The sequence below is a fragment of the Rothia endophytica genome, assembly GCF_039543885.1.
Lineage (GTDB): Bacteria > Actinomycetota > Actinomycetes > Actinomycetales > Micrococcaceae > Rothia > Rothia endophytica.
On sequence record NZ_BAABKP010000003.1, the window covers coordinates 66,607 to 80,256 of the forward strand.

10 protein-coding genes are annotated in these 13,650 nt (G+C 55.7%); 3 read left to right on the plus strand and 7 right to left on the minus strand.

What is annotated here, in order from left to right; translation table 11 throughout:
- Positions 1-5 precede the first annotated feature (5 nt).
- The 3 genes from ABD982_RS08475 to ABD982_RS08485 all read right to left on the minus strand — a co-directional run bounded on the left by ABD982_RS08475 (position 6) and on the right by ABD982_RS08485 (position 4,695).
- Positions 6-1,574, minus strand: coding sequence for an amino acid permease (locus ABD982_RS08475; protein WP_345446439.1), 1,569 nt, complete (start codon positions 1,572-1,574; stop codon positions 6-8).
- 266 nt (positions 1,575-1,840) lie between these two features.
- Positions 1,841-3,685, minus strand: coding sequence for a dihydroxy-acid dehydratase (gene ilvD / locus ABD982_RS08480; RefSeq protein ID WP_345446441.1), 1,845 nt, complete (start codon positions 3,683-3,685; stop codon positions 1,841-1,843).
- Positions 3,686-3,870: 185 nt separating this feature from the next.
- Entirely contained in the window at positions 3,871-4,695 is an 825-nt protein-coding gene (locus ABD982_RS08485) for a MerR family transcriptional regulator (RefSeq protein WP_345446443.1), read from the minus strand.
- Positions 4,696-4,953: 258 nt separating this feature from the next.
- On the opposite strand from ABD982_RS08485, the gene ABD982_RS08490 reads away from it, so the two are divergent.
- From ABD982_RS08490 to treC, 3 genes are all read left to right on the plus strand, one after another.
- Positions 4,954-6,153: a cobalamin-independent methionine synthase II family protein gene (locus ABD982_RS08490; protein ID WP_345446445.1), complete on the plus strand. Its 1,200-nt coding sequence runs from the start codon at positions 4,954-4,956 to the stop codon at positions 6,151-6,153.
- Between the two features lie 454 nt (positions 6,154-6,607).
- The gene (treR, locus tag ABD982_RS08495) at positions 6,608-7,345 is read left to right on the plus strand and encodes a trehalose operon repressor (RefSeq protein ID WP_345446446.1); all 738 of its coding nucleotides are present in this window, start codon (positions 6,608-6,610) and stop codon (positions 7,343-7,345) included.
- A 138-nt stretch (positions 7,346-7,483) separates the two neighbouring features.
- Positions 7,484-9,139, plus strand: coding sequence for an alpha,alpha-phosphotrehalase (gene treC / locus ABD982_RS08500; protein ID WP_345446447.1), 1,656 nt, complete (start codon positions 7,484-7,486; stop codon positions 9,137-9,139).
- Positions 9,140-9,182: 43 nt separating this feature from the next.
- On the opposite strand, the gene ABD982_RS08505 is transcribed toward treC, so the two are convergent.
- The 4 genes from ABD982_RS08505 to ABD982_RS08520 form a co-directional block, all read right to left on the minus strand.
- A complete protein-coding gene (locus ABD982_RS08505) occupies positions 9,183-10,280 on the minus strand; it encodes an ABC transporter ATP-binding protein (RefSeq protein WP_345446448.1) in 1,098 nt (365 codons plus the stop codon).
- 27 nt (positions 10,281-10,307) lie between these two features.
- The gene (locus ABD982_RS08510) at positions 10,308-11,609 is read right to left on the minus strand and encodes an ABC transporter substrate-binding protein (RefSeq protein ID WP_345446450.1); all 1,302 of its coding nucleotides are present in this window, start codon (positions 11,607-11,609) and stop codon (positions 10,308-10,310) included.
- Positions 11,610-11,679: 70 nt separating this feature from the next.
- Positions 11,680-12,642 carry a carbohydrate ABC transporter permease gene (locus tag ABD982_RS08515; protein WP_345446452.1) on the minus strand — a complete coding sequence of 321 codons (963 nt, stop codon included), beginning with the start codon at positions 12,640-12,642 and terminating at the stop codon, positions 11,680-11,682.
- 3 nt (positions 12,643-12,645) lie between these two features.
- The gene (locus ABD982_RS08520; RefSeq protein WP_251380328.1) at positions 12,646-13,587 is read right to left on the minus strand and encodes a carbohydrate ABC transporter permease; all 942 of its coding nucleotides are present in this window, start codon (positions 13,585-13,587) and stop codon (positions 12,646-12,648) included.
- Positions 13,588-13,650: the final 63 nt, after the last annotated feature.

Genomic DNA, 13,650 nt, shown 5'->3' on the forward strand with positions numbered 1-13,650 from the left:
ACCAGCTAACGTTCGTCGCGCTGTTCAGAGTCCCCTTGAGGGAAATCTTCATGGACGTTCACGGCCCCGCGCTGACGCTCCAGGTAAGTATCAGCCGAAGGGACGTGGGCGACCACAGGGAAGTCACCGGTGTAGCCCTCGCGCACCCGGGCGATTTCGTTGACTCGCTTACGGACCAGGAACCAGCCAATAATCAGGATGGGGACCATCAGCAGGAAGGTACCCAGCGTCCAGGTACCTACCGGGTAATCAATAGCCATCAGTACAAGTACAGCAGCCAAGAAGACAAGGACAAGCCAGTCACTCACCGGTGAGAAGGGGGCACGGTAGTCCGGGCGCACATACTTGCCTTGCTTAGTCAATTTGATGAATTTCATGTGGGATAGGGTGATAGCTGCCCAGCCCGCCATGGTACCCAGGGCACCCATGTTGAGCACAATTTCAAAAGCGTTCTCGGGGACTACAAAGTTGAGGAAGACACCAGCAACTGCAACAAAAGCGGTTATCACGATTCCCCCGAAAGGCACACCACTCTTCGTTAGTTTGCCGGCAAATGCAGGGGCAGAACCAGCCTGAGCCATGGAATACATGATGCGGCCGGTGGAGTAAAGCCCAGCGTTAAGGGAGGAAAGCGCTGCGGTAATAACGACCAGCTGCATGATAGGAGCCGCGTAGTCCACCCCAATAGAACCAAAGAAGGTAACAAAGGGCGAGACACCTGCGGAGTAAGCAGTGTAGGGCAGCAGCAGGCAGAGCAAGAGAACAGAACCAACGTAGAAAATCGCAATACGCAGAATCACGGTGTTGATGGCCTGAGGTATGACCTTGCGGGCATCCTGAGTTTCTCCAGAGGTAGTACCGACCAACTCGATACCGGCATAGGCAAAGACCACACCCTGCACCACAATGAGGGCAGGTAGCACGCCGTTGGGCAACAGCCCCCCGTTATCCACAATGAGCGAGAAGCCGGTGGGGGTTCCGGTGGGGGTGCCAAAGATAACCATGTAAATACCCACGATCATGAAGATGACCAGCGCACCAATTTTGATGAGGGAGAACCAGAACTCCAGCTCACCAAAGACCTTGACCGAGAGCATATTGAAGAAGAGCACAAAGGCAACCACGAAGAGGGCAATAACCCACTGATCCAGCCCCGCAATAAACTCGCTGTACTGACCGAACCAGAGAATATATATCGCCACGGCGGTGGCATCTGCCACCAGAGTCATTGCCCAGTTGAGCCAGTAAAGCCAACCCGACACATAGGCCGCTTTCTCACCGTAGAACTCGCGGGAGTAGGACACGAAAGAGCCGGATGATGGGCGGTGGACGATAAGCTCACCCAAGGCACGCAGAATGAGGTAGCCAAAGAAACCGCAAATAGCGTAAAGAATGAAGAGGGAGGGGCCAGCAGACTCGAGACGCGAGCCCGCACCCAAAAAAAGACCGGTGCCGATGGCGCTACCCATGGCAATCATTTGAAGCTGACGGCGGCCAAGACCCTGGTGTAGACCAGCTTCCTCGTGCGCGAAGGCGTCGTCAGACGCAATCTGTTGTGGTGTCTTGTGTGACATGACGTCCCTATTTCTCTTAGTGAGGATTTCAAGCCACAGGTTTATAGTTAGCTAGATTACATTCATGACAGAACTTTGGGAAGTAGTCTCACTAAATTTCTCGGCCATTCTTAAAATTTCTGGCAGGACTTGGAGCGGGTAAAGGTGTACCCGCCCACACGACACCCCACCGCAGGTTCACTTTCTACCATCAAAAAAGACGCCCGCCGCAACATGAGCGTTACGGCGGGCGGCCTATAGGTTATGGGGTTAGGAGGTAAAAACTCTTAGTAACCTTCAGGGAGCACACGTACCCCGCCCTTATCGGCTGAGGACGCCATCATGGCGTAGGCACGCAGAGCTTTGGACACCTGACGTTCACGGGGCTTGGTGGGTGCCCAAGGCAGGGGGCCCTTGGCAGCACGGCGGGCTTCTAGCACTCCATCGGGCACATTGACCTGCAACAGGCGCTCGTGCACGTTGATTTCGATCTCGTCACCGGTCTCAATCAGGGCGATAGTACCACCGGCAGCAGCCTCGGGTGAGACGTGGCCAATGGAGATACCCGAGGTACCACCGGAGAAACGGCCGTCAGTGATCAGTGCACAGGTCTTACCCAGCCCGAGACCCTTGAGGTAGGAGGTGGGGTAGAGCATTTCCTGCATGCCGGGGCCACCGCGGGGGCCCTCGTACTGAATGACGACGATATCGCCCTCTTTAACGTTCTTGGAGAGAATTTCAAAGACGGCCTCGTCCTGAGATTCAACCACGAAGGCACGGCCCTTGAAATGGAAGAGCTCCTCATCAATGCCAGCGCTCTTGATGATTGCACCATCGAGGGCGATGTTGCCGCGCAGAACCGCCAGCCCACCGTCCTTGGTATAGGCGTGCTCAACACTGCGAATGCAGCCGTTCTCGGCGTCAGTTTCCAGGGATTCGTACTGGTTAGCGGTTGAGAAAGCCTGGGTGGTACGCACGCCACCGGGGGCTGCACGGAAGAGTTCCTTGGCACGTTCAGAGGCAGTGCCGGAGCGGACGTCCCACTCCCCCAGCCAGGTGTCCAAATTGTCGGCGTGAACAGAATGAACGTTCTGCTTTAACATCCCGGCACGGTTGAGCTCACCCAGTAGGGCGGGGATGCCGCCGGCGCGGTGCACGTGCTCAATGTGGTATTTGGTGGAGTTAGGGGCTACCTTGGCAAGGCAGGGAACTCGGCGGGAAATATCGTCGATATCCTGAAGGGTAAAGTCAACCTCAGCCTCGTTAGCAATCGCCAGGATGTGCAGCACAGTGTTGGTGGAGCCGCCCATAGCGACGTCCAGCGCCATAGCGTTCTCAAAAGCCTCTTTGGTAGCAATAGAGCGGGGTAGTACGCTCTCGTCGTCCTGCTCGTAGTAGCGCTTTGCAAGATTAACAATGGAGGTGCCGGCGTCCAGGAACAGCTGCTTGCGGGCGATCTGGGTTGCTAGGGTGGTGCCATTGCCGGGCAGGGCAAGACCAATTGCTTCATTGAGGCAGTTCATGGAGTTAGCTGTGAACATACCAGCACAGGAACCGCAGGTGGGGCAGGCGTTCTTTTCGATCTGGGCAAGCTGCTCATCGGTGACGGACTCATCCACTGCCATCGACATGGCATCGACAAGGTCCAGGCGGTGCTCAACAACGCCCTCAATACCTTCACCGGATTCCATGGGACCACCGGAGACGAAGATGGTGGGGATGTTCAGGCGCATGGCGGCCAGCAACATGCCGGGTGTGATTTTGTCGCAGTTAGAGATGCAAACCAGGGCGTCAGCGCGGTGGGCGTTGACCATGTACTCCACGGAGTCCGCGATGAGGTCGCGGGAGGGTAGGGAGTAGAGCATGCCGTCATGGCCCATGGCGATGCCGTCGTCCACCGCGATGGTGTTGAATTCTTTGGCGACGCCGCCAGCTTCTTGAATGGCGCCAGCGACCAGGTCGCCCATGTTTTTAAGGTGGACGTGACCAGGCACGAACTGGGTGTAGGAGTTGGCAATAGCAATGATGGGCTTGCCGAAGTCGTCATCGCCCATACCGGTGGCGCGCCAAAGCGCGCGGGCACCAGCCATGTTCCTGCCGTGAGTTGATGTTCGCGAGCGCAGTTCAGGCATTGTATTCCCCTTGATAACTGGTGGTAGTCGTCTTTGGGTATCTAGTCTACGCCGGGGCGCCGGTGAGGGTAGATGCACCCGCAGGTGTTCTCAGATAGTGGAGTTTTAGACGGTGATGGGTTTTTCTATGAGCAGCACCCGGGGCGGGTCACGGTTGCCCGCCACCCACCCCGGTATTACCCTGGTTAGGCCAGAGGGATACACACCTCAGTGACGAGCTGATCGGCGGGAACCTCATCCGGCGTAGTGAGATAGAAGCTGAAGTTTCTTGCTTCAAGGGAACCTCCACCCATAGGCACAAGCCCGTCCTCGGCGATTCTTTCGGCTAGCAGATTATATGCTTGCGTGATGCCTTCATAGGGGCCAACTAACCTAGCCACTAGGCAGTCGCGAGCAGGGAGCTCATGAATCATCAGTGGAGTAGCTACCTGTGTTCCTAACGCGACAGGAACAAAAATCTCCTGGTCCACATCACGCTCGGTGTACTCCCTATCGTGTTCGATCACCCCGCAGGGTGCACCAGCTTTAATTCCTTGACGGTCTAGCTCCGGCATCATGCGTTCCCAAAGCAGGTGCTCATCTGAGTAGGTAGGGATAACGCCACGTAGGGCGACAATAGTCATGGCGTCGATAGTGCGCCGTTCAATGGTGATGTCCATGCTGATTTCTCCTTCAATAAGGTGGTTGATAAGAGCCAGCCGAGCCTGGGCTGCGCGCGTCTCTTCAAGAACGGTCTGACGTTGGAGTTCCAACGCAGCTGACCATGTTTGAGTACCGCGGGCAACGAGAAGAGCTGAAATAGCTGAAACGCCAAACCCGACGTCGCGAAGGTTCCGAATATCAGCGGCATCCCGCAACTGGTGAGGTGCGTAGCGGCGGTATCCGGTCCAGGGATCAACGTGGACAGGGACGAGCACACCGTGAGCGTCGTAGTGCCGCAACATACGCACAGATAGACGTGTCAGGGAACTGAACTCGCCAATAGTCATGAGGTTCGTGGTTTCAGCCATAGCCCCAGTATGTGCCCTTACATCATGTCAGGGTCAATACAGACGTTTAAGGAGGCTTGCTCTTAAGGGTGGCGCCTTACGACGCACGCCACAAGAATGTTTTATGTAAGTCCCCTGTCACAAACCTGACACAGAGAAATATTGAAGGACTTAGCTTCAGGGCTTGGGGTTGGCGGCGGTCAAAAGGTTAGCTAGAAATACGGCACTTCCACACTGTTAAGCGCCGCTACAGCCGTAGGATCAACCCAAGGAGCAGCAATGCCCATCAACACAGACCGTATTTTGACCACCCACGTCGGCTCCCTGCCGCGCACCGACCGCTTGCGTGAGGCAAACGCCCGCCGCCAGGCAGGTGACCTGTCCGAAGCTGACTTCCAGCAGATTCTTACTGAAGAGGTCCACGCAATTGTTGCACAGCAGGTAGAGCTGGGCATCGATATTGTGAACGACGGCGAATACGGCCACGCCATGACAAATACCGTGGATTACGGTGCCTGGTGGACCTATAGCTTTGCCCGCACCGGTGGGCTAGAGCTAACGGAGGATAACCCGGCGTTTGAAGTTGTGCGCTCCACCCCCGGGGACCTGCGCTACACCAGTTTTGCTGACCGCCGTGATCGAGCTGCTTTCCTCAGCGCCTACGACGAGGTGGTAGACGTTGATCTCAAAGTCGTGGATGCCTTTCCTGCCGCCACTAGCGCTATCAGCTACATCGGGCAGGAGGACGTCGCCAGCGATGTCCGCAACCTCACCGGCGCGCTCAAGGGTAGCGGGGCGCACTCAGGTTTTATCGCAGCTCTTTCCCCCGGATCTGCAGCCCGCGTTGGCAACAAGCACTACGCCACCGACCGCGACTTCCTCTTCGCCTGGGCAGACGTCCTCAAGCAGGAGTACAAGGCAATTACGGACGCCGGGCTCACCCTGCAGATTGATGATCCCTCCATCGCAGAGGGCTGGGATCAGATCAACCCCGAACCCAGCGTCAGTGATTACCTCGCCTTTATTCAGGACTCAGTGGACGCGCTCAACTACGCCTTAGAAGACATTCCTACCGAGCTCACCCGCTTCCACCTTTGCTGGGGTTCCTGGCACGGCCCCCACACCACCGACCTGGAATTCAAACACATCGCCAAGACCATGCTCTCTATCGATGCGCAAGGCTACACCTTTGAGGCAGCCAACGTGCGTCACGCCCACGAATGGAAGGTCTGGGAAAACCTAGAACTGCCGGAGGGCAAGTACATTGTGCCCGGCGTTGTTTCGCACTCTACCAACGTGGTGGAACACCCCGAGCTGGTAGCTCAGCGCATCGAGCAGTTCGCCTCGGTGGTGGGCAAAGAAAATGTGGTTGCTTCTACCGACTGCGGCTTGGGCGGACGCATTCACCCAGAAATCGCTGTAGCTAAACTGGCATCCCTATCTCAGGGGGCCGCATTAGCGTCCCAGCGTCTCTTCTAAAGACGCAGACGCTTACTCACTGAACTGGCAGGGTGGCTAGGGCTTGGGCTCTAGCCACCCTGCCAGTTAAGTAGCACCTGCCAGAAGGCTTACTTGACGCCACGCTCCTCCTGCAGACCCGGGGTGCATATAAGATTTTTTAAAATATGACCGCAGTTTTCCATGACCAACGAATGTAGTTCGCAGCACCAGATAAAAACAAAAATCGAAGACCTGTCTAAAAATAGTTTGACCTGTCTATTCACTGTTTAAAGTACACCATTATTACGCGTAAATCTGTCAGGTAAAAACAGACTATATGTCCATAGCTATCGCAGATACTCCATTGATTCAGCGAGTCTCGCGCCCACCCAACATCCAACCCCTAAAATATTAAAAAATGCACCTGGAATCGTGAAACAATCTCTCACCTCTTGCATTTTCTGCACATAAATCATTCGCTTTAGGGAGCCCCATGGGAAAGTTCGAACGCATCTATCATGACCTTGCTCGTGATATCGATGAAGGTAAATACAAGGTTGGCGACCTGCTACCCAGTGAAAAAATGTTGACCGAAAAGTACGCTGTGTCTAGGGAAACAGCGCGCAAGGCCCTAGCCATCCTGACTGACCGTGGCTACATTCAGCGCATCATGGGGAAAGGTTCACTGGTAGTAGACCACAAACGCTACTCCATCCCAGTATCCTCCCTCATCAGTTACAAGGAATTTGCCGAATCTGCCAGCAAAACCGCTCATACTGAACTCATCTCCATTGAAGAAGGCATACTCCCTCCCGTGCCTTTTCAGCCCCTAGCAGTCAAAGAAGAGGTCACCTCCATCCCCGTGACCCATATCATTCGCGTACGTCATATGGACGGGATCCCCGCAATCATCGATTATGACTACATTGCGAAAAGCGTGGCTCCCATCATCCCCCAGCGTGCAGCAGAGAACTCCCTCTACCAATATTTTGAAGAGGAGCTAAACCTCAGCATCACTTCATCTGCTAAGCAAATTACAGTGGAACCGGCCACCCCCAACGATGCCAAATACCTTAATTTGCACGCTGGCGAATATGTAGCTGTTACTACCTCAATTACCGTATTAGAAGATGGCACAGCTTTTCAGTACACCATCTCACGGCATAGAGCGGACAAGTTCCGCTATCTAGATTTTGCCCATCGCCGTCAAAACATTCCTGAATCTGAATAAAGTGCCGGGAACTTTTTAACGCCTAGCTCCGCACCTGTCTAACAGGTAAGATTAAAGCTTGCCCAAGTGGCAGGCTTTTTCTTTTTCACTACGGACCCATCGCGCCACCAAAGGCATCCACGAGAGCAGTCGAACTTTATGAGCATGCGCAACGCCGTCGTCTACCAGATCTACCCCAAGTCCTTCTATGACTCTACCGGTAGTGGCACCGGCGACTTGCGTGGCATCATCGAGAAGGTTCCATACATTACCTCACTCGGTGTAGATATGGTCTGGTTCAACCCCTTCTTCATCTCGCCCCAAAACGACAACGGCTACGACATTGCCGACTACTACAATATTGACCCCACCATGGGTAGCATGGCCGATGTTGAAGAACTCATTGCGGCCCTCACAGCAGAGGGCGTTGGTGTCATGTTCGATATGGTGCTCAACCACGTTTCCATCGAACACGAATGGTTCCAGCGCGCCCTGGCTGGTGAGCAGGAGTACCAGAACTTCTTCTACCTCCGCCCCCTCCAGGAAGACGGATCACTCCCTACCAACTGGGAATCCAAGTTTGGCGGCAAGTCCTGGAGCCAGTTTGGTGAAACCGACCTCTACTACCTTCACCTCTACGACACCACCCAGGCAGACCTCAACTGGCACAACCCCCGCGTCCGCCGGGAACTCTTCCAGGTTGTTAACTTCTGGGCGGATAAGGGCGTGCGCGGCTTCCGCTTCGACGTCCTGAACGTCATTGGTAAAGACACCATTTTGCATGACGCGGCGCCAGGTGAGAACGACAAGCTGCTCTACACCGACACCGAACGAGTGCACCCCTGGGTGCAGGAACTCAACCGGGAAACCTTCGGCAGTCTGGAGGGTGCAATCACCGTAGGTGAGATGTCCTCCACCACCATCAAGAGCAGCGTGCGTTACACCAACCCCGCCAACCGCGAGCTAGATATGGTCTTTAGCTTCCACCACCTCAAGGTGGACTACGTGGATGGCCAAAAATGGTCCGATACGCCCTTCCGCTTTATGGAACTCAAGCAGCTACTCACCGACTGGGCTGTGGGCATCCAGGCAGGCGGGGGCTGGCAGGCGTCCTTCTTCAATAACCACGACCAGCCGCGCGCCCTCAACCGCTTTGGCGACGCAGGCACCTACCGGGTGCAGTCCGCTCAGATGCTGGCCGCGGCCACTCACCTGACCCGAGGCACTCCCTACATCTATATGGGTGAAGAGATTGGTATGACAGACCCTGTCTATGAGTCCATGGACGACTACGTGGATATCGAGAGCCATAACGCCTACAAGATTCTCTGCAATGAGGGCATGCACCCGGCTGACGCCTTTAAAATTATCACCAAGAAATCCCGTGATAATTCGCGTACCCCCATGCAGTGGACATCCGGAGCTAATGCCGGTTTCACCTCGGGCAAGCCCTGGCTACGCCCCACTTCACACGATGAAATCAATGTTGAGGCTGAGGAGCGCGAGGGGCAGATTCTGCCCTTCTACCGGCGCCTGGTTCAGCTTCGCCACGATATGCCGCTGATTGCGGAGGGCACCTATGAGCCCTTCGCCCGCGAGCATGAAAGCGTCTATGCTTTTGTGCGCGAACACGAGGGTCAACGTCTGCTGGTACTCAATAATTTCTACGGCACCGAAACTAGTCTTAAGATTCCCGTGGCCTTCGCTACTGGTAGCGTGCTGCTCAGCAACTATGGGCAGACCGAGCTAGGCGAAACCCTCACCCTGGCCCCTTACCAGACCCTGGCAATCCTGGCGAACGAGAAGACAGCATGAGGCACGGGGTGCGTCCTGTGTGCCGCACCCCGGTGCATGTAGCTTAGAGGTACTCGAAGTTAATCTCGGTCTCTCTATCGAAGAAGGTACAGCGGGTCGGGGCGATAGTAATGCGCATTCCCGCTTCGATCTCGTGCTTACCCAAGAGACGAATTGCTAACGAGCCGGTGCGCAGGGTGCCAGGAAGCTCACCGGCAGGACGCACGTAGGCGAAGGACTCTGCGCCCAGCTGTTCCACGTGGGTTACATCAACCGGCACACCGTCATCCTCAATATCCCAGTGTTCGGGGCGGACACCAACAATCACCTGGTCCCCTACCTTGCCCACGAATTCCTCGGGAATGGGCACCTCAATACCCGGGGCTATCTGAGCGGTGGTCACCGAGCCGGGAATCACTGGAACCTGCTCAATCAGAGCCATCGACGGTGAGCCAATAAAGCCCGCCACGAAGGTGTTGCCGGGGTGGCGGTAGAGGTGCATGGGTTCATCAACCTGCTGCAAGATGCCATCTTTGAGAACCGCCACGCGATCGCCCATAGTCATCGCTTCGGTTTGATCGTGGGTCACATAAATAGTGGTGACACCCAGTTTGCGTTGCATCTCGGCAATCTGTGCGCGGGTAGAGACACGCAGGCGGGCATCCAGGTTGGACAAGGGTTCATCCATGAGAAAGACCTGCGGTTCGCGCACAATAGCTCGCCCCATGGCAACACGCTGACGCTGGCCACCGGACATATTGGCGGGCTTGGTGTCCAGCAAAGGCTCCAGTTCAAGCATGGCCGCAGCGTTCTCTACCCGCCGGTTGATTTCGTCCTTCGCCATACCCGCGTTCTCCAGCGCAAAAGCCATATTCTGGCGCGCCGTCATATTGGGGTAGAGGGCGTAGGACTGGAAAACCATGGCGACGTCCCGGTCACGCGGACGCAACTCCGTCACGTCCTTACCGCCAATGAGCACGCTGCCCTCGTTGACCGGTTCCAAACCGGCGACCATGCGCAGGCAGGTCGATTTGCCGGAGCCAGAAGGCCCAACAAGGGTGAGGAACTCACCGTCCCGCACGTGAATATTCACGCGGTGCACAGCGGCAGGGCGTGAAGGGTCGTAGATGCGGGAGATGTGCTTAAGTTGGACGTCGACCATGGTTTTCCTTGTACTGACGGGCGTGGTTTAGAGATGGGGCTTGATGTCGCGGTCGATGACCTTCTGGGTTTCCTCCTGCAGGGAAGAGAGAACCTCAGTAACATCCTGACCTGCAACGATGCGGTCCAGTGCTCCACCGATACGCTTGCCACCACCATTGACAAATACACGGGCGTAATCCTGGGACGCAGTATTTTCGCTCAGCTGTTCAATGGCGGTGCGGGCGTTGGGGTTCTCATCCAAGAAGGCTGCCTCATCAGGATGCTCGGCGGCGTCCTTACGAACGGGCATGTAACCGGTAGCCTGAGTGAACTCAATGGTGCTCTCGGTGCTGGTGAGCCAGTCAATGAACTTAGCTGCCTTAGCCTTGCGCTCATCTGAGATGCCAGCGGGAATCGACAGACCAGCACCACCGGTGGGGCAGCCGGGCGCAGGGCCGGGCATAAAGGCGGTGATGAAGGGGACGCTGGCACTTTCGGTCATGCCGCCCAGAGAGCCGGTGGACGCCAAGGTCGCAGCGGTGTTACCCATACCAAACTCGTTTTCGGCGTCCTTAGAAATGACGATGTGGCCGGCCTTGACCTGGTCCTGTAAGAACTTAGCTGCTTCTACTGTCTTCTCGTCAGTGAAGGTGGGATCCCATTCCTTGGAGTAGTGACCGCCGAAGGTCCACATCATGCCCTGGAAGTACCAGTCCAGGTAGTTTGACCCGTCGGGGATCGACAGAGCCGCCTTACCGCCGTTAGCTTCTAGAAGTTTGGGCGCCCATTCGGCGAATTCCTGCCAGGTTTCGGGGCCGCGGTCGGTGGGCAGACCAGCTTTAGCTAACAGATCAGTGTTCAGGTACATGAGGCAGGTTGAGCGTGAGTAGGGTACGCCGTAGTGCTTGCCGTCGTAAACGTAGTCGCCTAGCAGGGTGTCAACGTAGGTGGAGGTGTCGATACCTTCTGACTCCCAGATATCGTCCAGCGGGGTCGTTGCCTCGGTGAAGGCGAAGTTGAACCAGGTGACATCCGATGCAACAACGACATCGGGTAGCTGTCCACCGGACAGAGCTGCGTTGAACTTCTGTGCCAGCTCCTCGTAGTTGGCGCCAGCATCAATGAGTTGCACCTGGTTATCGGGGTTATCTGCGTTCCACTGGTCGATAAGCTTCTGTTCAACATCGCGGGAGCTACCGGGGTGGTTTGACCAGAATTGTAGGGGGCCGCTAGCTTCCTGCCCATCTGAAGATGAGGTGGAAGTGCCGATTCCGGCGCAAGCGCTCAATAGGGCGGCAGAGAGACCTAGGCCTGAGACGCTCAGCATGTGACGGCGTGAAATGTTCATGTATTCTCCTGTGAGGTAAGAAGAGGTGAGTTGTTGGGTGGGGGCTTAAGAGATGCAGGTGGCAGGCGGTTTAGCCCTTGACTGCACCTGCAGTGAGACCCTTAATCATGGATCGCTGCAGGAGAAGGAAGACGAGAATCATGGGCAGGGTTGCCAGAATGGTGCCCGCCATGACGGGGCCCCAGTTGGTGAGACCCTCATTGTTTTGAAGCAGGGTCAGGCCGATTTGCAGGGGTGCCACACGCCCGGTGTCTGAGATAAGGAAGGGCCAGAGGTACTGGTTCCATTCATTGACCGAGGTGATGAGGATAAAAGCCATCAGGGTAGGCCAGGACATGGGCAGGACGACCTTGAAAAGGGTCTTGAAGAAGCCCGCGCCGTCCATGGTTGCCGCTTCCATAATCTCAGCCGGTAGGGATCGGAAGTGGTTGCGCATGAGGAAGGTACCGAAAGCAACGCCGGCCAGGGGCACGATAATACCTGTAAAGGTGTCACGCCAGCCCAGCTGAGAGACTAGGGCGTAGTTAGAGATAATGGTGATTTCGTTGGGTACCATCAAGGTGCCAATCACCAAGAAGAAGAGGGCATTGACGCCGGGGAATTTTATAAAGGCAAAGGCGTAAGCGCTGAGCACTCCCAGAGACACCTTGATGACCACCAGAATCGAGGTGATGATGATGGAGTTCATCAGGTACTGGTCGAAGTTGAGGGTGTTCCAGACGTAGGAGAAGTTCTGCGGAACCCAAACGCTGGGAACCCACTTGATAGGGTCAGCGTAGATATCGGCGTGATTCTTCAACGAAGTGATGACCACGAAGTAGAGGGGCAGGGCGATTACCAGGGCGGCAATGATAGCACCGGCGTAGCCACCGATTTTGCTCAGTGGGCTAATGCCCAGAGCCACCTGTTGCCGTGGCTTTTCTTTGCGTACTTTGGTCTTACCCGTAGCTTTGGAGCCGCGGCTGGCGGTCTCTTTTTTGGCAACAGGCGGGATGACCTGTTTGAAGGCGTCCTCAGAACGATGAGTGTTCATGGCTTACTTATCCCTTTCCTGCATACGAACCTGAACCACGGTGATAACTAGAACCGCCAAGAACATGATGGTTGCAATGGCAGCACCGTAGCCTGCACGGGAATTAACGAAGGTCTCCTGATAGACCTGGTAAACCAGGGTGGTGGTGGAGGTTTCCAGGGGGCCACCGCGGGTCATCACGTTGATGATGTCGAAGACCTGTAAGGAGTTCAGTAGCACGGTGATGGAGAGGAAGAAGGTAGTGGGACGCAGCTGCGGCAAGGTGACCTTGAAAAACTTGCGGAGGCGCGGGGTGCGGTCAATTTCTGCCGCTTCATCGAGATCTTTGCGCAGACCCTGCAAGGCGGCGAGGTAAATGACGAAGGTATAGCCCAGGTTTTTCCAGATATAGGTGGTCGTAATCATGAACAGGGCCCAGTTGGGGTTGGTGTAGAACTGGGGCGAGTCAAGACCGACCCTGCCGAGAAGGTCTTGAATCAGACCGTAGCCGGGGTCAAAGACAAACTGGAAGGCAACACCAACCGCCGCACCCGAAATAACGTAGGGGGCAAAGACCAGCGAGCGGACCGCGTTGCGCCCCCTGAGGGGGCGGTCCAGTAGCAACGCCAAAGCAAGACCAAGAACCATCGATCCAGCAACAGCAGCCACTGTGAAGATGGCGGTCTGCAGGACGATTTGCCAGCTGACGGGGTTTTGTGCCCATTCGATGTAGTTATCAAGACCGACGAAGGTGGCTGGGCGCGTGGAGGCGATGTTCCAGTTATAGAACGACAAACGAATGTTATCGATCAGGGGTCGGTAAGTGAAGACCAGTAGCAGGATCAGGTTGGGCAAAACCAGGGCAAGACCCAGCAGGGTTGCCTTGGTTCCGCGCTTGTATTTGCGCTGGGGCGGTTCGTGGGTGAGAGTCGAATTTTCGAGTCCAGGAATGGTGGGTGCGGTCACATAGCTGAATTTATCCTAAAAAAATGAACAGGTAGTGTATTGCATCACTCTGGCAACTAAATT

Excerpts from the sequence above, each read along its gene's own strand:
- treR (WP_345446446.1), top strand. The coding sequence starts at position 6,608 with ATGGGAAAGTTCGAACGCATCTATCATGACCTTGCTCGTGATATCGAT.
- ABD982_RS08505 (WP_345446448.1), bottom strand. The coding sequence starts at position 10,280 with ATGGTCGACGTCCAACTTAAGCACATCTCCCGCATCTACGACCCTTCA.
- ABD982_RS08485 (WP_345446443.1), bottom strand. The coding sequence starts at position 4,695 with ATGGCTGAAACCACGAACCTCATGACTATTGGCGAGTTCAGTTCCCTG.
- ABD982_RS08490 (WP_345446445.1), top strand. The coding sequence starts at position 4,954 with ATGCCCATCAACACAGACCGTATTTTGACCACCCACGTCGGCTCCCTG.
- treC (WP_345446447.1), top strand. The coding sequence starts at position 7,484 with ATGAGCATGCGCAACGCCGTCGTCTACCAGATCTACCCCAAGTCCTTC.
- ABD982_RS08510 (WP_345446450.1), bottom strand. The coding sequence starts at position 11,609 with ATGAACATTTCACGCCGTCACATGCTGAGCGTCTCAGGCCTAGGTCTC.
- ABD982_RS08515 (WP_345446452.1), bottom strand. The coding sequence starts at position 12,642 with ATGAACACTCATCGTTCTGAGGACGCCTTCAAACAGGTCATCCCGCCT.
- ilvD (WP_345446441.1), bottom strand. The coding sequence starts at position 3,685 with ATGCCTGAACTGCGCTCGCGAACATCAACTCACGGCAGGAACATGGCT.
- ABD982_RS08475 (WP_345446439.1), bottom strand. The coding sequence starts at position 1,574 with ATGTCACACAAGACACCACAACAGATTGCGTCTGACGACGCCTTCGCG.